This window comes from Sphingomonas sp. ERG5 (assembly GCF_000803065.1).
Taxonomy (GTDB): domain Bacteria; phylum Pseudomonadota; class Alphaproteobacteria; order Sphingomonadales; family Sphingomonadaceae; genus Sphingomonas.
The window spans coordinates 252,013-268,974 of sequence record NZ_JSXI01000016.1 but is presented as its reverse complement, the minus strand read 5'-3'; the positions used below and the strand labels follow the sequence as shown (position 1 = coordinate 268,974).

Sequence of the window (16,962 nt, the reverse complement as noted above, 5' to 3'; positions counted from 1 at the left end):
GCATTCTCTCCAATAGTATCGATCATTACAAATAGCCGCTCCATGCTGTGAGCGACCCGCCTTGCCAATTGCCTCGCTTGCGACCCACCGCTATCCCACGGCAATACACCTCAGGAGGAATCTCCCTTATGCGCGTCTCGATTCTGGTTCGTCTCACCGCGGCGACCGCCGCTCTCGCCATCGCCATCCCGGCATTGTCCAAGGACGCCGCCACCACCGGCGCGCGCTATGGCGCATTCGGCATCGACCAGACCGCTAAACAGCCGGGCGTGAAACCAGGCGACGATTTCTGGGCATATGCCAATGGTGGCTGGGCCGCGAAGACCGAAATCGCCGCCGACAAGGGATCGGCCGGCTTTGGCTCGATCCTGTCTGACGAAGCCGAGGTCAATGTCCGCAAGATCCTCGACGACATGGCCGCCAATCCCGCGCAATATGGCGCGACCGGCAAGCAAGTCGGCGATTTCTACGCCAGCTGGATGGACACGGCCGGGATCGAGGCGAAGGGCACCGCGCCGCTGAAGCCGTATCTCGCAAAGATCGCCGCGGTGAACGACCTGACCGGGCTGCAGACGCTCTTCGCCAGCGTCGGCTATGCCACGCCGGTCGAGATCGGCATCATCCCCGACCTGGCCGATCCGACGCGCTACACCGCCGCCGCGGGTCAGGCCGGGCTGGGCATGGCGCGCGACAACTATCTGCTGCCCGGCGAGAAATATGACGGCTACCGCAAGGCCTATCGCGCCTATATCCAGCAGATTCAGGAACTGGCCGGCATTCCCGACGCCAGCGCCAAGGCCGATGCGATCATGGCGCTGGAAACAGCCATGGCGAAGGAACAATGGTCGCCCGAACAAAGCCGCGACATCGCCAAGCTGAACGATCCGCAGACCGTCGCCGGCCTTGAGAAGAAGGCGCCCGAATTCGACTGGGCGCTGCTGCTGAAGACATCGGGTCTCGATTCGTCGCCGACGGTGCTGATGACGCAGAACACCGCGCTGACCGCAATGGGCAAGCTGCTGGTGGCGACGCCGCTGCAGACCTGGAAGGACTATCTGGCCTTCCACTTCGTCAGTGACCACGCGACTTACCTGCCCAAGGCATTCGATGACGCGCAGTTCAACTTCTTTTCGAAGACCCTGTCGGGCGTGCAGGTGAAGCGTGATCGCTGGAAGCGCGGCATTCAGCTGATGAACGGGTCGCTGGGCGAAGCGGTCGGTCAGATCTATGTCGCGAAATATTTCCCGCCAGCGGCCGAAAAGCAGATGGGCGAGCTGATCGAGAATCTCCGTGCCGCCTATCAGCAGCGCATTTCGGGATCGACCTGGATGGACGATGCGACGCGCAAGGCGGCGCTGGTCAAGCTGGCCGCGTTCGAGCCGCGCATCGGCCACCCGGTCCGCTATATCGATTATGCATCGCTGAAGGTGGAGCGCGGCGACCTGCTCGGCAATGCGATGCGCTCGGGCGAGTTCGAGCAGCAATTGCAGCTCGCGCGCTTCCCCAAGCCGGTCGATCGCAGCCTGTGGGACATGACGCCGCAGACGGTGAACGCCTATTATAACCCGCTGTCCAACCAGATCACGTTCCCGGCGGCGATCCTGCAGCCGCCTTTCTTCGACCCCAAGGCCGACCCAGCGGTCAATTACGGCGCGATCGGTGCGATCATCGGCCATGAGATGGGCCATGGCTTCGACGATCAGGGCAGTCAGTTCGGACCGACCGGCAAGTTCGAGAATTGGTGGACGCCCGCCGCGACCGCCGCGTTCAAGAGCAGCACTGGCGCTCTCGCCGCGCAATATGACCAGTATGAACCGGTCCCCGGCACCAAGATCAATGGCAAGCTGACATTGGGCGAGAATATCGGCGATCTGGGCGGGGTCGAGGCGTCCTATACCGCGTACCAGATCTATCAGCAAAAGCATGGCAAGGCGCCGGTGATCGGCGGCCTGACCGGCGATCAGCGCTTCTTCCTCGCTTTTGCCCAGGCCTGGCAGAGCAAGCGGCGCGAGGCTCTGGCGCGGCAATTACTGCTCACCGATCCACATTCGCCGGCGGTGTTCCGGGTCAACGGTATCCTGCGCAATGTCGATGCCTGGTATGCGGCATTCGACGTGAAGCCGGGCGACAAGCTGTATCTGCCGCCCGAAAAGCGCGTCCATATCTGGTAAGCAGCGGGAGCTTCCCTCTCGCCGTTCGCTCTGAGCCTGTCGAAGCGCCGTTCTTCCATCTCCTGCGTGGACAGGAAGGACAGTGCTTCGACGAGCTCAGCACGAACGGGGTTTTGGGGGCGATCTTGCGCGCTAAGCCGCGCGCAACCCCAGCCAGTGGCGCGCCGGTGCGATCCGCCGCAGCGCAAGCCGCTCGATCAGCAGTACCGCGATCAACGAAGCGCCGAACAACGGCAGCAATAGTCCGAGCAACAGCACCACACCGATCAGCACCGCACCGAAACGCGGCCGGGACAGCGGGATTGGTGCGCCGATCAGGCCGACCGGCCGCCTGCGCCACCACAACACCGTTCCCGACACCGCCAGCGTCACGAGCAGCAGCGCGGCGAGCGTCCCCAACAGCTGATTGGCGATGCCGAACAACGCGCCTTCATGCGCCGCGATGCCGTAGCCGACCGCCCGGTCGATCCAGTGGCGCTGGTCGAAATCGCGTCGGCTGACAACCGCCCCGCTCCGGCCATCGACGGTCAGCTGCGTGCGCAGCGGGCGATTGTCGGCGTCGGACGTGACCGTCCAGACCTGCGCGCCTGCCGCGGGCGGCGCGATCAGCACCGGCGGGGCAATGTGCAGCGGCGCGATCGTGCGCACAACGCGGTCGAGATCGCCCGCACGCGGGGCGAGATGCGCCATCGACATGCCCATATGTTCGGCATGCTCGTCGAGCATCGCGCGCTCCCCAGGCGGCGTGACGGCGGACGGGGCGCTGGCAGCCGGAGCCGCCCCGGTCGGCCAGTCGACCGGACCATCGGCGGTGCCGGTGACGGCGCGCACTTCCTTGAAATAGCCGCCCCAGGCCTTAGCCCAGGGCAGCCCTGTCGTGATCAGCCCGAGCGCCAACAGCGAGACCCAGAGTCCCGAAACCGCATGAATGTCACGCCAGAACAGGCGGCGACCCTGGCGCAGCCGGGGGTAGAGCACCCCGCCCAGCCCGATCGCGCCGCGCGGCCACCATAGGTAGAGGCCGGTCAGGATCATCACGATCGCCCAGCACGCGGCAAGCTCGACCAGATAACTCCCCGGATTCCCCACCATCAACTCACCATGAAGGCGGAAGATATAGCGCATGAAGCGCTCTTCCTCGCCCACCCGTTTCAACACGCGAAGCGATGCGGGATCGACATAGACGCGGGTCTGCACCTTGCCCGTGCTGACGATCACGCGCGCGGCATGGCCGGGGCCGTCGGGCAGTTCATATTTGTGCAGCCGCGCGCCGGGCACCGCGGCAAGCGCCGCGGCGACTTGCGCCTCGGCACCCCGATTGGTCGCCGCCGTCGCCAGTGTGTCGTAAGGGCGATCGATCCACGCCTCGATCTGCGGCTTCCAGGTGTAGATCGTGCCGGTCAGTGCAAGCCAGATGACGAACGGCACGCACAACAAGGCAGCATAGAAATGCCAGCGCCACACGGCATTGTACCAGCGGGTTCCGGGCGGCTTGACGCTCATAGCTTGATCCCCGCTTCAATCACGAACGTGCGCTGCGGATAGGGATGGAAGACCCAGGCGCTGTCATTGGTCAGATTATTGACCCCAGCCGAAAGCCGCAGATTCCGCGCCAGATCGACATTGGCCTTCACATCGAGTGCGAAGAGCTCCGACGTGTAGCCATAGGCATCGCCGCGATACAGGCCATCAAGGTCCGTATTGGGCCGGCTGGCATAACGCATGCCGACCACCGCCTGTAGCGACGGCGCAAGCCGCCAGCGCAGATTGCCGTTGAACCGCCAGCTCGGGATGCGCGGAAATTGCACCCCTTCCGATGCACGATCGGCGCGGTTGCGCACTGTCTCGGCATCGATCCAGGCGGCATTGGCGTCGATATCCAATCCCTGCGCCGGCCAGTTGCGAACCTCGGCAATCAGTTCCGCGCCAAATTGACGGGTGATATCGATGTTCTTGAAGCTGGAGACGGAGAAGCCACCCGGCTTGATCTCGACATAGCTGAAGATCGCATCACGGATACGCTGATAGAACAGGCTGCCGGTCAGCGTCACCGGGCCGAAGCGCTTGCGCAGCAGGAAATTCGCGTCACGGCTTTTCTCGGGCTTCAGGTTCGGATCGAAGCTGTTCTGATTGAAGCTGCCATCGCTGTTAAGAGATCCCTGGAACAGTTCGCCAACGGTCGGAAAGCGCGTCGCCAGCGCAAGGCTGAGTTCGGCGGCCCAGCCATCACCCAAACCGCGCTTGAGCGCGAGTTTGGGGCTGAACGCTGTCTCGGCACGCGCAGTATAAGGCTGCGTAACCAACCGTCCGGCCTGCGCACCATTGGTCGCACGCGCCGTCAGCCCGCCATCATAGGCGCGCCACCAGTCCGCGCGCAGCCCGAGCGTCAGCAGCGTATCGGCATCAAGGGCAATCGCGTCCTCGGCAAAGACGCCGATCGTGCGCGTCCGGCCAAAGGTGCGGGTGCGTGGGGTCCGCCCGCTGGCGGCGCGCCAGTTGGTCGTGTCGAACACCGACTGATCGGTTTCGTAGAGATTGCCGTTCACCCCAAACGCAATGTCGTGGCTGCCCCATGTCCGGGTGACGAGCAGATCGCCGGTATACCAGCCGGTCGGCCCCTGCTCGGTCACTTGTCCCGCGCCATTGGCGATGCCGGCGGCATAGCCGTTCGAGCTACGGCTGTCCTGCCGGTCGAAGCGCAGGGTCGAGAGATTGGCGCGCATGTCGAAGCCGGCAACCGACCCTTCCAGCTTCAGCCCCGCCAGCCATTCGTCCTTGGCGGCAAGGCCGAGGCGGAAATTGGTCGCAGGATTGAGCGTGTAAGTGTGACCGCCGAAGCTCGCGCGCTGCGTCGCATCGCCATAAAAGGGATTTCCCGCCGCATCGCGCAGATAGGTTTTGGGATGGAGCGTCTCTTCGCGATTCCACCAGTAGGTGAACAGCGCTTCGGCATGGAAGTCCCCCTGATCGAAGCGTAGTTGCGCACGAACCTGATCCTGTCGCGTCGCGACCGAACTATAATCTCCGATGACCGGTGCCACGACGGCTTTGCCATCCCTGATCGCCGCTGGGATCAATGCCGGATCGGCATAGGCGCCGGTGACCGGCTTGCCGTCCCCGGGGCCGCCGTAAAGCGTCGCGGAATAGCCGAACTGATAATATTGCATCGGCTGGCTGTCGTTGCGCAGCCGCCGCACCGAAGCCCGGAAGCCGAATGGGCTGTTCTCGCCCTTCAACGCGAAGCCGGCTTCCGCGGCATAGCCGTAGAAATCGTCCTTGGTGCCATATTGGCGATAGGGCTGGACGAAGGCCTGCACCGTGCCGAACGCTTCGTCATGGTCGGGCGCGCGGGTGGTGACATTGACGATGCCGCCCATCGAATTGCCCGGATAGCGCGCCGAATAAGGGCCGTAGACAATGTCGAACTGCTTGACCTCGCTCGGGCTGACAATCCCCCAGGCAGGCGGGAAACCGAACGAATTGCCGAGGAAGTTGGAGACGACAAAGCCGTCGACCATCACCAGCGAGCGGGCGCTTTGTGCGCTATGCGTGCCGCGAAAGCCGGGCACGGCATTATTGTCGCCGATATAGCGCGTACGCACGAAGAAATCGGGCGCATATTTGATCAGATCCTCAGTGTTGAAGGCATTGACGCCGTCGAACTGATCCTCGCCGAGGCTGACCGAGAGGCCGCGCGGCTCGATCGAGATCGGCGCATCCTTCTGTCCGACGACGAGGATGTCTTTGTCCTTGTCGTCGTCATCGGCGGCATGAGCGGGAATCGCGGTCGCGACGGCGAACGCGCAGAACGAAGCGCGCAACAGGGCGCGCACGGTGATTGGCATTGAAATTTTCCTGTCCGAACGGGTGCGCCCTCAGGCGCATAAGGGTTCAGACGAGGATCGGCGGTCCGGTTTGCGGTGGCGGCGGCGCGGCAAGACCACGCCCGATCGACACGAGATGCGGCGTCAGCGGCGGCGGCGTAAACGTTGCCGGCGGCAGCACCGGCATCGGAATCGGGTCAGCGGCGGCAAAGGCCTGGCCCAGGCCGGCAAAGGTACAGGGATGATCGGTCGTGCCGTCATGCTTGGCCGGCGCTTTTTCGTGCAGCGTGCCATCGGGCGCCAGCACCATTTCGACCGCGCCCATGCCGGTGCACATCGAAATGACGATGCCGCCATTGGCGCCCACCGTCGGCATCCATCCCGCCGGCACCAGCGCGCGCACCAGCATGGCGCACGCAAACAGCGCGAGAATCAGGCTGCGCCGCGTGGCGCTGATGGAATGACGTGCCCCCATTGCGGCGCGTGTTTGGATCAGCCGCGCCGGATCGGCAAGTGGACGTTTGGTCCATCGTGGCGGTACGCCGACTTTCGGCGGGCTCGAACAAGAAAATAAGCCTGCTTCCCCGGCGAAGGCCGGGGCCCAGTTGAGGAACAGCCCAAATGGCCGCTGCGCGTCGTTACCCCTGACATCGCGACTGGACCCCGGCCTTCGCCGGGGAAGCCTTTCGTTTCAAAGGGTAACACCCGGCAAAACCCATGGGCAAGCTGGGCCTGGAATCAGCCCGGTTAGGCCGCTTCGCCCACCTTGGCGTAGATGCTGTTGATCGGGCGCGACATCACCCGGCCGACCATCGGTTCGAAGAATTCCAGCGGCGCGCTGTCGAAATTGGGATCGAACGCCGCCTGGTCATATTTCTCGCAGAATTCGGCGCAGGCCTCGAAATGCGGATGGCCGCGATATTGTTCGCGCATGTCGCGATCGCCACCGATGTAGTGGAAGAAATAATAGCCCTGGAACACGCCATGCGTATTGGCGATCCAGTGCACTTCCTCCGACACGAACGGGCGCAATATCGCCGCGCCGATTTCGGGATGATTGAACGACCCGAGCGTGTCGCCGATGTCATGGAGCAGCGCCATCACCACATAAGCCTCATCGCGGCCATCCTGATGCGCGCGGGTCGCGGTTTGCAATGAATGCTCCAGGCGATCGACCGGAAAGCCGCCATAATCGCCGTCGAGCAGCTTGAGGTGCGTGAGAACGCGCGCCGGCAAGCCCCTGGAAAATTCGCGGAAATGGCCGCCGATCAGGCTCCAGTCCTCTTGCGTGCCTTCGGTCATGGCGGTGAACTGGGCGCGATCTGGGGTCACGTTCATGGCATCTCTCCTGCGACGGTTGTCATACACAGTTTTGCACTGGCATCCCAGCCATAGTAAGACAGGTCGGATGGCCACCCTACCCATCCCGGCGATTCAGGCGCTGAAAAAGCCCGACATCTTCTCGCGCCCATTCTTCGAGGAGAAAAGCCGCGCCTTCTGGACGCTGCAGGCGGCGGGCTGGACCGGCTATCTGATCCTGCGCAGCGTCTCGAGCATTTCCAACGGCCCGTCGCTCGACGTGCTCATCCCGGTGATCATCGAATCGATCGTCGGCTATTGCATCACCCTGCTGCTCTCCACGCTCTACGGGTATTTTCGCGGGCTGCGGCGAATCAGCGGGATTCTGCTCACGATCGTGACGCTGGCGATCGCGACCTTGCTCTACTCGGTGCTCGACGCCTTTTCCTTCTCGTTCATCAAACTCGCCAACCCGGGACTGAATATCAGCCTGGTGCTGGGCACGGTCTTCCTCAACTTCACCGTGCTGGCCGGGTGGTCCGCGCTCTATTTCGGGATCAATTTCTACCTGATCGTGGAGGAGCAGATCGACCAGCTCGCGGCGCTGGAAAACACCGCAAGCTCGGCCCAGCTGGCCATGCTCCGCTACCAGCTCAACCCGCATTTCCTGTTCAATACGCTCAATTCGATCTCGACCCTGGTGCTGCTGAAGCAGACCGAGCGGGCGAACACGATGCTCAGCCGGCTATCGTCCTTCCTGCGCTACACGCTCGCCAACGAACCCACGGCGCATGTAACGATCTCGCAGGAAGTCGAGACGTTGAAGCTTTATCTCGAGATCGAGAAGATGCGCTTCGAGGATCGGCTGCGGCCCAGTTTCGAGATCGACCCACGCGTCGCGATGGCGCGATTGCCCTCTTTGCTGCTTCAACCGTTGATCGAAAACGCGATCAAATATGCCGTCACGCCCAAGGAAGATGGCGCGGAAATCGCCGTGGTTGCGCGGCTCGCCGGGGATCGGGTGCAGATCGCCGTATCCGACACCGGACCGGGGTTGAATGAAATGAAAGCACGTCCAAGCCTTTCAACCGGGGTTGGCCTTGCCAATATCAGGGAGCGGCTGGTGCAGGCTTATGGCCCCGACCACCGTTTCGAGACCCGGTCCCTGCCCAGTGGCGGGTTCGAGGTCGAGATCGAAATACCGTTCCAGCTCGGTGAGCTGGCGCGTGAACCTAGAGAGGTCGCATGACGATTAGAACAATTTTGGTCGATGACGAGCCACTGGCAATCCAGGGCCTCGAACTTCGGCTGCAGGCGCATGACGATGTCGAGATCATCGACAAATGCCAGAATGGCCGCGAGGCGATCCGCGCGATCAAGACGCACAAGCCCGATCTGGTGTTTCTCGACATCCAGATGCCCGGCTTTGACGGCTTTTCCGTGGTGCAGGGACTGATGGAGGTCGAACCGCCGCTGTTCGTGTTCGTCACCGCCTTTTCCGACCACGCCATCAAGGCGTTCGAGGCGCAGGCGGTCGATTATCTGCTCAAGCCGGTGGAGGAAAGCCGGCTGGCCGATACGCTCGACCGGGTGCGCCAGCGCCTGACCGAGAAGCGCGGCGTCGAGGAAGTCGACCGGCTGAAGGAAGTGCTGGCCGAAGTCGCGCCGGATTCGGTCGAGAACCTGACCGATGGCGGCGACCAGGTGTCGTCGAACCGCTTCGAAAAGCTGATCAACATCAAGGATCGCGGGCAGATCTTCCGCGTCGATGTCGACACGATCGAACGCATCGACGCCGCCGGCGACTATATGTGCATCTACACCGGGGACAATACGCTGATCCTGCGCGAAACGATGAAGGATCTGGAAAAGCGCCTCGATCCGCGCCGCTTCCAGCGCGTCCACCGCTCGACCATCGTCAATCTCGATCTGGTCAAGGAAGTGAAGCCGCACACCAATGGCGAGTGCTTCCTGGTGCTCGGATCGGGCGCGCAGGTTAAGGTGAGCCGCAGCTATCGCGACGTGGTCGCGCGGTTCGTCCACTAGGGGCTTGTGTGAAAATGCGCTGCAGCGCATTTTCACACCGACGCGCCGCTGGTGACGGAGAGATACATATGTCCAAGGCCCTGGTCTTTGCCGCCCTGCATGTCGCGGGCGACCCGTTGATCCTATACAATGCGTGGGACGTGGGCAGCGCGCGGGCAGTGGCCGGGGCCGGCGCCAAGGCGATCGCCACCGGAAGCTGGTCGGTCGCCGCGGCGCAAGGGTTTGACGATGGCGAGGCCTTCCCGCTTGAGCTTGCCCTGGCCGGGGCGGCACGGATTTCTGGCGCGGTCTCGCTGCCGGTGACGATCGATTTCGAGGGCGGCTATGCGGTCGAGCCCGAGGATGTCGCGGCCAATGTCGCCCGGCTCGCCGCGACCGGCGCGGTCGGCTGCAATTTCGAAGACCAGATCGTCGGCGAAAACAGCCTGCACCCAATCCCGGTGCAGGTCAGCCGCATCGCCGCGGCGCGGGTCGGCGCGGGCACGGATTTCTTCATCAACGCACGCACCGACATTTTCCTGCAGGCCGCACAGAATACGCATGACAAGGCGATGGTCGATACCGCGATCAAGCGCGCGGCCGCCTATGCAGCGGCGGGCGCGAGCGGCTTTTTCGCACCCGGCCTCGCCGATGCGAAGCTGATCGCGCAATTGTGCGATGCGGTCGAACTGCCGGTCAACATCATGGCCTTCCCGGGCGTCCCCTCGACCTCGGCCCTGGCCGATGCCGGGGTGTCGCGGATCAGCTATGGGCCGGGACCTTACCGCTCGGCGATGAAGTCGATCGAGACCGATGCACAGGCAGTGTTCGCCTGGCGGTGACGCCGATCCAACCTGACTGACGACAAGCGAGGCCCCTGCGCCGGCGGCGCGGCGACAATTCTGTTCCCGACACTGAGAAAGAGCGCGCCGGTATCAGTCCGGCACGCACTGCATGCCCGATCCTGTGCGATGGTTGAATCGCCGCCGATGACGGCTGCGGGCGCGCGGAGGAGATATGTTACACCCCAATGTACCATATTCCCGGCGCGAGGCGGGCGAACCATGCCGGCGACCAGCCAAACCCCATAATTATCGAGTATAGCCATAGACTTACGGTACCGCACCGCAATTTCTGGTATCAAAAAATATGGAATAAACCCCGCTCAGCTATCCAGGAAATTGATAGCTGGGCAGTTTGATGTACCGAATTCCCTGTTACTGGCGTGAAATTCCGCCACCGGATGACCCCATTTCGGGGACACAATACTAAATTTGAGCTTCAGCCTGCGCGGCCTGGGGTATCGAGCTCGCGGCGCGAGTTAATTAGTATTGTGTCCCCATATTAAGCTCCCATGCTCTGGAATAGGCGTTCCCCGCTACCCATGTTCCCGAATGGAAGGGGACGGCAATGGTCAGCACATCCAACGACGGCATTATGTCCGAGTACCTGATCAAATATGGTCTGGTTAAATCAAGCGAACGGGGGCGCCCTACGGACCTCCTTGAAACGCTCTACATTTCCGAGCGCTTTCAAGCCGGTGACGATCTGAAATCGGTCCGGGAGAATTACGATCACTCCGTATGGAATGGAGTTCCGACCGCCGATATAGATCGCCGCCTCGCGGCCCTGGATGATTTCATGAGCGAGCTTGCCCGTAATCGCGCCGCGATGTGGGGCCTCAACTGATAGCAGAGCGATGTCGGCTAACGGGGTCCGTACTCCCGTTAGCCGACCATCAGCTAACCACCCGTTATGGCTTCAAGCTCGGCCATCGCCGCCTCATGGTTTTTGGAATGCCCTCAGACAAAATCGAGGCCCTTGCGGCGATCGTAAAGCCGCCGATCAGTCGCACCCAGAAGTAACGGCCTTGAGCCATGCGCCGCTGGCCTGGCGGTGACGCCGCCGCCTCAAGGGCAACGGCGTCACCTCATGCCGACTCCGACCTACCCGTCAGAACCCCTTGCGAACGGTCATCCCGATCGTCCGCGGCTGACCGACCGCGAAGCCGAGCCGGGCACGGCCGCCACGCTCGCGGTCGAACGACAGCAGCGGGTTTTTGTCGAGCAGATTGTTGACATAGATCGAGACGCCCAGATCATTGGGCAGGTTGACGCCCGCGCTCAGGCCGACGAGCTCATATTCGGGCAATTCCAGGTCGACCACCGTGGTGGCGTTCGCCGGGGCGCCGCCAAAGGGCAGGCCGTGCACGAAGCTGCGCGGGTTGTTTTCCTGATCGCCCGGCTGCGTGAAGCGGCTGCCGACATGCTGGAAGCTCGCACCGACATACCCCTCGGTTTGGGCACCGAGCGGGAAGCTGTAGTTCGCGCTCGCCGAAAGCTGGAACTTCGGCACCGAGGGCAAACGGTTGCCGTCCCTGATCCCTTCGATCACCGTGCCATTGGGCCGGGTGAGCGTGGAATCGAATTCGGATTGCAACAGGCTGCCAGAAACCGAGAGTTCGAGCCCCTGGACCGGCTTCATCGAAAACTCGGCCTCGATGCCCATGGTATGCGCCTTGGGCACGTTGAACACGACGCGCGACGAGCAGCTTCCAGCGTCCGCCGTCACCTGCAGATTGGTGATTTTGGTGTAGAAGGCGGCTGCATTGAAGGTGATGCCGCCAAAGTGCGTCTTGACCCCGCCTTCATAGTTCCACAGCGATTCATCGTCATAGCGTGGCCGGTTGCCGAAGGTCGCGGCATCCGGGCCGCCCGCACCACCGCTGCACAGCGGCAGATTGAGCGGGTCGTTCACCCCGCCGAGCCGGAAGCCCTTGGAAACCTGCGCATTGAAGGTGACGTTCTTGGATGCCTCGAAGCTCACCAGGGCGCGCGGCGAGAACCCTTCGGAAGACGTCCTGTCGCGATTATTGTCGAGATTGGTGAAGAAGCCGCCCGAATGGAAAACCCGTTCTTCGTTGAAGGTGTAATAGCGGCCGCCAAGCGTCGCCTTGAGCGCATCGGTCAGCGCGTAGCTCGCTTCGCCGAAAATCGAGAGCTGCTTCAGCTTATAGGGAATATCGGCATTATAGGGCGAGTCCGCACCAAATCCGTTGCGCTGCGATAGCGAAAAGCCGGCGCCGAACCGCGCATCGGCGAACGCGTCAGTGCCCGGCGTAGGCAGGCGTTGCGCATATTTGCGGTCCACCGACGAATAGAAGCCACCGACAAGCCACTGGAACGGGCCAGTATCGGCCGACGCGAACCGCAGCTCCTGGGTAAATTGCTTCACCTTGGTGGTGTCGACCAGATTGGAAGGCAGCGACTGGCCAGCCGGCGCAAAACCGACATCGATAAACACGCTGTTGGTGAGCGCACTGGCATCGCGGCTCACCAGGATCTTGCGGTCGGTATAGCTGGTGACCGAGGTGACCGTCACCGGCCCGTGCGTGGCCTCGATCGTCAGGTCACCCAGCAGGACCCTATCCTCGAACTTTTCGTCGAGCATCAGATATTGCTGGCGTTCCTGCAGCGTCACCGGCGGCCGGCCGCCGGCGGTGGTGGTGTAGGGGTTGGCGAAAAGGTTGTAGACCTCCTGCCGGTTGAAGCCGTTGACGTGGATTTTCTGATACACCACGCGCGGCGTGATCTTGAGGTCGTCGATCGGCTCGAGCAGCAGCGACGCACGTCCACCGGCCCGCCAACCATCATTGACGTTGTCATCGACCTTGCCGCCCGGCCGCAGCGCGTCGATGAAGCCGCCATAGCGCGTGTAATAGCCGACCACGCGCAGCGCCGCCTTCTCCGACAGGGGCAGGTTGATCATGCCCTTGAGCGAACCGCCGACATCGCCTTCACCGACGACATTGACATTGGCTTCCACCTTGCCCTCGACCCGGTCGGTTCGCGGCTGGTTGGTGATGTAGCGCAAGGTGCCGCCGACCGAGCCCGATCCGAACAAAGTGCCCTGCGGCCCGCGCAGCGTTTCGATGCGATTGAGGTCGAACAGATCGAGGTCCGGGGTGAACAGCGACAACGAAATCACCGATTCATCGAGATAGACGCCGACCTGCTCCTTCACCCCCGGCTGGTCGCGCGCGACCTGGCCGGCGGAAACGCCACGGATCGCCACCTGGCTCTGGCCCGGCCCGAGATTCTGCACCGCGAGACCTGCGACATTGCGCGACACATCCTCGAGCGAATTCGCATGCGCGCGCTCGATATCCTCGGCAGTCTGCGCATTGATAGAGAACGGCACATCCTGGATCGACATCGAGCGCTTGGTCGCCGTAACGATGATGTCGCTGCTATCCTCGGGCGCCTCCTGCGCATAGATTGGGCTAGCAAGTATAACAATTGACGCGGCACCAATAGTGAGCCGCAGCTTCAGTCCATTTCCCGATCGACTGATCATGTTATTTCCTCTCCTGAGACGCATACTGTCTTCGTTATGAAGCATCAGAATGGAGAGCCTAAAAGGACCGGGAATAAGTGGCAACTTCGATGGACGCGATTTCGTTACGGGCGTGGCTATTTTGCATCAACCACGACATATCGCGGTTGATGACGGCCAGAGACCCAATAAAATGATTATCTAGCGCGATGCGATCATCGGCGACCCGCGCCAGGCGGATTTACGCCTCGGGCGCGTCCTCGGCCCCCTCGGCGGGGCGCTCGAACCAGGCCTCGACCGGGCCGCTATATTTCAGCGTCAGCGGATTGCCCTTGCGGTCGACTTTCTTGCCGAGCGCGACACGGATCCAGCCTTCGGAAATGCAATATTCCTCGACGTCATGGCGCTCGCGCTCCTTGAAGCGGATGCCGATGCCGCGCGACAGCTTCTCTTCGTCGAAGAACGGGCTGCGCGGATTGGAGGACAGGCGGTCGGGAGGAGTGTCGGTCATGGCACCGGGCTTTGACGCAAAATCGGCTGTGATGCCAGCCCCAACGAAAACGGCGCGAACCGAAATTCGCGCCGTCATTCGTGTCGCTCAATCAGGATGGGATCAGTCGCAGACCCGGATCCGTACCGGCCGATCATAATAGTCGTCCCAGCGCCGCTCGATGTGGCAGCGGGAATAATAGCGCTCGCGATAGCGATAGGCATAATAGCCATCGTTCGGATAATAGCCGCGCTCGCGGTAGTAATTATCGTCATAATAGGGGTCGTAGCCCCGGTCGCGATAATAGATTTCGCGGTCGCGGTTGCGACGGCCGTCTGACGCGATGGCCGCACCGATCGCCAGGCCGGCAATGCCGGCGACGACCGCGACGCCCGCGTCATTGCCGCGGTGGTAGTGGCGGCCATAGCCATAGCGCTGCGCCTCTGCCGGTGCGGCGGCGGTCAGCGCGGTCGCGGCCAGCGTCGCCCCGAGCACGACCTTTTTCATCATATTCTTCATGTCGACCTCCTCAGTCGGGAAACCAAATTCGCTGGTGCCGAAACGCGGGAACCTGCCAGCTTGTTTCACACAATATTCGAGTCGGGCTGAACTGAGCCGGAATGACATGTTAAGCCGGCGTTTAACTTATGGCGAATCCGAGGAGGGATCACATGGCGTACTGGCTGCTCAAGTCCGAACCCGAAAGTTACAGCTGGGACGACCTGCTTGCCGAGGGCCAGACCGAATGGACCGGCGTGCGCAATGCCGCCGCCGCGCTGCATCTGAAGGCCATGACGGTCGGTGACCGGGCGTTCTTCTATCATTCGGGCAAGGACAAAGCAGCGGTCGGCATGGTCGAGGTCACGCGCACCGCGCAACAGGATGGCGACGAGGCGCGCTGGGTATCGGTCGCGGTCAAGCCAATCGAGCCCCTGGCCAAGGCAGTGACGCTGGCCGCGATGAAGGCCGAGCCGAAACTGGCGGGGATGGAAATGCTGCGCCAGTCGCGGCTCTCCGTCTCGCCGGTGTCCGATGCGCAATGGGCGACGATCCTGGCCATGAGCCGCTGATCACGGGTCATATCGCCTTCTGAAGCGGCGGCGAACTGAACTGATCCCACCTCTTCCGTTCGCCCTGAGCTTGTCGAAGGGCATGTGCTGCGCTTGGGCTTCGACAAGCTCAGCCCGAACGGAGGGAGATACCACTCGAGTCCATGCCGCTCTAAACGGTCCCGGTCGGCAGCACGGTGCGCAGATCAATCTCGTCAAGCGGACGGCCAGTCGCACGATCGACCACGACGGGATCGATCGTGCGACCACTGCCCGCCTCGACCAGCCGCGTGACGCCACCCTCACCGAAATGCCGCGCGCCCCAGGCACCCAGCGCCGACAATATCGGCAGATAGTCGCGCCCGCATGCGGTGAGCACATAGTCGTCGCGCGGCGGATGCGCGCTGTAGCGCCGGCGCTCAAGCAATCCGTCGCCGACCAGCGCCGCGAGACGGCGGGTCAGGATGTTGGGCGCGATGCCCAGGCTGCGCTGAAATTCATCGAAGCGCGTCAGGCCAAGCGACGCATCGCGCAGGATCAACATGCTCCACGCATCGCCCACCCTGGCCAGACCGCGCCCCACCGGGCAGGTGCCGTCACTGATTTTTTTCGTGTCCATTGCAAAAGAATAGTCACTTACTATCTAAATGCAAGTGACTTGGCGTGGTGCCGGTCAGGGAGACGAGAAATGTCATCGAACACCAAAGGAACCGCGCTCATCACGGGCGCATCGTCAGGCATCGGGGCGGTCTATGCCGACCGGCTCGCGCATCGCGGCCATGACCTGATTCTGGTCGCGCGCGACACGGCGCGGATGGAGACGCTGGCCGCACGGCTGCGTGACGAAACCGGCCGCAGCATCGAAATCTTGCGTGCCGACCTTACTGATCGCGCCGATGTCGCGACGGTCGAAGCGCGGCTCACGGGCGACCCGGCGATCACACTGCTGGTCAATAATGCCGGCATGTCGCTCAACGGCACGCTACTCGACAATGAACCCGATCAGATCGAGCGGCTGATCGCCCTCAACATCACCGCCCCCACCCGCCTTGCCGGCGCCGCGGCCAGGGCGTTCGTCGCGCGCAAATCGGGCGCGATCGTCAACATCGCCTCGGTCCTCGCGCTCGCCCCCGAAATGTTCGACGGCGTCTATAGCGGCTCCAAGGCGCATCTGCTGAACCTCAGCCAGTCGCTCGCCAATCAGCTTGCCCCCGACGGTGTCTATGTTCAGGCGGTTCTCCCGGGCGCCACGCGCACCGAGATCTGGGCGCGCTCCGGCAAGGATGTCGACGCCTTCCCGGCGGACATGGTGATGGAGGTCGGTGATCTGGTCGACGCCGCGCTGGTCGGCTTCGATCGACGCGAAACGGTCACGATCCCGCCGCTCGCCGACGAAGGCCAATGGACCGCGCTGAACGAGCAGCGCCTCGTCATGCAGCCGGTCCTGAGCCGTCGCGATGTCGCGGCGCGTTACCGCGAACTGGTCGCGGCATGATGCCTGAGCGCGCCCGGGCCGGTACGGGCGCGCTTATCCCCGACCGCTGTTTATACCGTGACGGCTCTTTGGAAGCCGGACGTTTGGCGATCGCAAGGTCGGTTTCGAAATTCTCCCGCGCCTTGTCCAACGTGCCGGAGGCGCGTTCAATGTGCCCAGGTTGATTGTAGCTCACGGACAGATCACGCTGCCATCCGATGTTATTCGGGTCATCCGCCGTAAGGCGTCCCCGGGATAACTGGACCCGCCTCTAGCCGCTCCCGCGCTATGCCCG

At 62.8% G+C, this 16,962-nt stretch carries 15 protein-coding genes; 7 read left to right on the top strand and 8 right to left on the bottom strand.

Going from position 1 to position 16,962, the window contains the following annotated elements; all coding sequences use genetic code 11:
- The first annotated feature begins 128 nt into the window (after positions 1–128).
- Positions 129–2,171 (top strand): M13 family metallopeptidase, encoded by a 2,043-nt coding sequence (locus OO12_RS05160; RefSeq protein ID WP_034157532.1) that lies wholly within the window; start codon positions 129–131, stop codon positions 2,169–2,171.
- 132 nt (positions 2,172–2,303) lie between these two features.
- Here OO12_RS05160 and OO12_RS05155 read toward each other — a convergent pair whose 3' ends face one another.
- The 4 genes from OO12_RS05155 to OO12_RS05140 all read right to left on the bottom strand — a co-directional run bounded on the left by OO12_RS05155 (position 2,304) and on the right by OO12_RS05140 (position 7,333).
- Entirely contained in the window at positions 2,304–3,674 is a 1,371-nt protein-coding gene (locus tag OO12_RS05155) for a PepSY-associated TM helix domain-containing protein (protein WP_034157531.1), read from the bottom strand.
- Entirely contained in the window at positions 3,671–6,016 is a 2,346-nt protein-coding gene (locus tag OO12_RS05150; RefSeq protein ID WP_034157530.1) for a TonB-dependent receptor, read from the bottom strand. Before OO12_RS05150 ends, OO12_RS05155 begins: the two co-directional genes overlap by 4 nt.
- A gap of 46 nt (positions 6,017–6,062) precedes the next feature.
- Entirely contained in the window at positions 6,063–6,470 is a 408-nt protein-coding gene (locus OO12_RS05145; protein WP_052215561.1) for a hypothetical protein, read from the bottom strand.
- Between the two features lie 272 nt (positions 6,471–6,742).
- Complete coding sequence (locus OO12_RS05140; RefSeq protein WP_034157529.1) at positions 6,743–7,333, bottom strand: HD domain-containing protein; 591 nt, start codon at positions 7,331–7,333, stop codon at positions 6,743–6,745.
- A gap of 70 nt (positions 7,334–7,403) precedes the next feature.
- Here OO12_RS05140 and OO12_RS05135 point away from each other — a divergent pair, with 70 nt between their 5' ends.
- The 4 genes from OO12_RS05135 (at position 7,404) to OO12_RS05120 (ending at position 11,008) form a co-directional block, all read left to right on the top strand.
- Entirely contained in the window at positions 7,404–8,543 is a 1,140-nt protein-coding gene (locus tag OO12_RS05135) for a sensor histidine kinase (protein ID WP_034157528.1), read from the top strand.
- Positions 8,540–9,340 (top strand): LytR/AlgR family response regulator transcription factor, encoded by an 801-nt coding sequence (locus OO12_RS05130; RefSeq protein ID WP_034157527.1) that lies wholly within the window; start codon positions 8,540–8,542, stop codon positions 9,338–9,340. Before OO12_RS05135 ends, OO12_RS05130 begins: the two co-directional genes overlap by 4 nt.
- Positions 9,341–9,408: 68 nt before the next feature.
- The gene (locus OO12_RS05125; protein WP_034157526.1) at positions 9,409–10,161 is read left to right on the top strand and encodes an isocitrate lyase/PEP mutase family protein; all 753 of its coding nucleotides are present in this window, start codon (positions 9,409–9,411) and stop codon (positions 10,159–10,161) included.
- 568 nt (positions 10,162–10,729) lie between these two features.
- Positions 10,730–11,008, top strand: coding sequence for a hypothetical protein (locus tag OO12_RS05120; RefSeq protein WP_034157525.1), 279 nt, complete (start codon positions 10,730–10,732; stop codon positions 11,006–11,008).
- 264 nt (positions 11,009–11,272) lie between these two features.
- On the opposite strand, the gene OO12_RS05115 is transcribed toward OO12_RS05120, so the two are convergent.
- The 3 genes from OO12_RS05115 to OO12_RS05105 form a co-directional block, all read right to left on the bottom strand.
- Positions 11,273–13,675: a TonB-dependent receptor gene (locus OO12_RS05115; RefSeq protein ID WP_052215560.1), complete on the bottom strand. Its 2,403-nt coding sequence runs from the start codon at positions 13,673–13,675 to the stop codon at positions 11,273–11,275.
- Between the two features lie 220 nt (positions 13,676–13,895).
- Complete coding sequence (locus tag OO12_RS05110) at positions 13,896–14,165, bottom strand: DUF3297 family protein (protein WP_034157621.1); 270 nt, start codon at positions 14,163–14,165, stop codon at positions 13,896–13,898.
- A 102-nt stretch (positions 14,166–14,267) separates the two neighbouring features.
- A complete protein-coding gene (locus OO12_RS05105; RefSeq protein ID WP_034157620.1) occupies positions 14,268–14,663 on the bottom strand; it encodes a hypothetical protein in 396 nt (131 codons plus the stop codon).
- A 152-nt stretch (positions 14,664–14,815) separates the two neighbouring features.
- Here OO12_RS05105 and OO12_RS05100 point away from each other — a divergent pair, with 152 nt between their 5' ends.
- Complete coding sequence (locus OO12_RS05100) at positions 14,816–15,214, top strand: EVE domain-containing protein (RefSeq protein ID WP_034157524.1); 399 nt, start codon at positions 14,816–14,818, stop codon at positions 15,212–15,214.
- Between the two features lie 151 nt (positions 15,215–15,365).
- Here OO12_RS05100 and OO12_RS05095 read toward each other — a convergent pair whose 3' ends face one another.
- Complete coding sequence (locus tag OO12_RS05095; RefSeq protein ID WP_034157523.1) at positions 15,366–15,812, bottom strand: winged helix-turn-helix transcriptional regulator; 447 nt, start codon at positions 15,810–15,812, stop codon at positions 15,366–15,368.
- A gap of 69 nt (positions 15,813–15,881) precedes the next feature.
- On the opposite strand from OO12_RS05095, the gene OO12_RS05090 reads away from it, so the two are divergent.
- On the top strand, positions 15,882–16,688 hold the full coding sequence (locus tag OO12_RS05090; protein WP_034157522.1) for an SDR family NAD(P)-dependent oxidoreductase: 807 nt from the start codon (positions 15,882–15,884) through the stop codon (positions 16,686–16,688).
- Positions 16,689–16,962 lie beyond the last annotated feature (274 nt).

Bases quoted from the DNA above. Each gene is read 5' to 3' on its own strand.
- OO12_RS05160 (WP_034157532.1), top strand. From the start codon at position 129: ATGCGCGTCTCGATTCTGGTTCGTCTCACCGCGGCGACCGCCGCTCTC.
- OO12_RS05155 (WP_034157531.1), bottom strand. From the start codon at position 3,674: ATGAGCGTCAAGCCGCCCGGAACCCGCTGGTACAATGCCGTGTGGCGC.
- OO12_RS05150 (WP_034157530.1), bottom strand. From the start codon at position 6,016: ATGCCAATCACCGTGCGCGCCCTGTTGCGCGCTTCGTTCTGCGCGTTC.
- OO12_RS05145 (WP_052215561.1), bottom strand. From the start codon at position 6,470: ATGGGGGCACGTCATTCCATCAGCGCCACGCGGCGCAGCCTGATTCTC.
- OO12_RS05140 (WP_034157529.1), bottom strand. From the start codon at position 7,333: ATGAACGTGACCCCAGATCGCGCCCAGTTCACCGCCATGACCGAAGGC.
- OO12_RS05135 (WP_034157528.1), top strand. From the start codon at position 7,404: ATGGCCACCCTACCCATCCCGGCGATTCAGGCGCTGAAAAAGCCCGAC.
- OO12_RS05130 (WP_034157527.1), top strand. From the start codon at position 8,540: ATGACGATTAGAACAATTTTGGTCGATGACGAGCCACTGGCAATCCAG.
- OO12_RS05125 (WP_034157526.1), top strand. From the start codon at position 9,409: ATGTCCAAGGCCCTGGTCTTTGCCGCCCTGCATGTCGCGGGCGACCCG.
- OO12_RS05120 (WP_034157525.1), top strand. From the start codon at position 10,730: ATGGTCAGCACATCCAACGACGGCATTATGTCCGAGTACCTGATCAAA.
- OO12_RS05115 (WP_052215560.1), bottom strand. From the start codon at position 13,675: ATGATCAGTCGATCGGGAAATGGACTGAAGCTGCGGCTCACTATTGGT.
- OO12_RS05110 (WP_034157621.1), bottom strand. From the start codon at position 14,165: ATGACCGACACTCCTCCCGACCGCCTGTCCTCCAATCCGCGCAGCCCG.
- OO12_RS05105 (WP_034157620.1), bottom strand. From the start codon at position 14,663: ATGAAGAATATGATGAAAAAGGTCGTGCTCGGGGCGACGCTGGCCGCG.
- OO12_RS05100 (WP_034157524.1), top strand. From the start codon at position 14,816: ATGGCGTACTGGCTGCTCAAGTCCGAACCCGAAAGTTACAGCTGGGAC.
- OO12_RS05095 (WP_034157523.1), bottom strand. From the start codon at position 15,812: ATGGACACGAAAAAAATCAGTGACGGCACCTGCCCGGTGGGGCGCGGT.
- OO12_RS05090 (WP_034157522.1), top strand. From the start codon at position 15,882: ATGTCATCGAACACCAAAGGAACCGCGCTCATCACGGGCGCATCGTCA.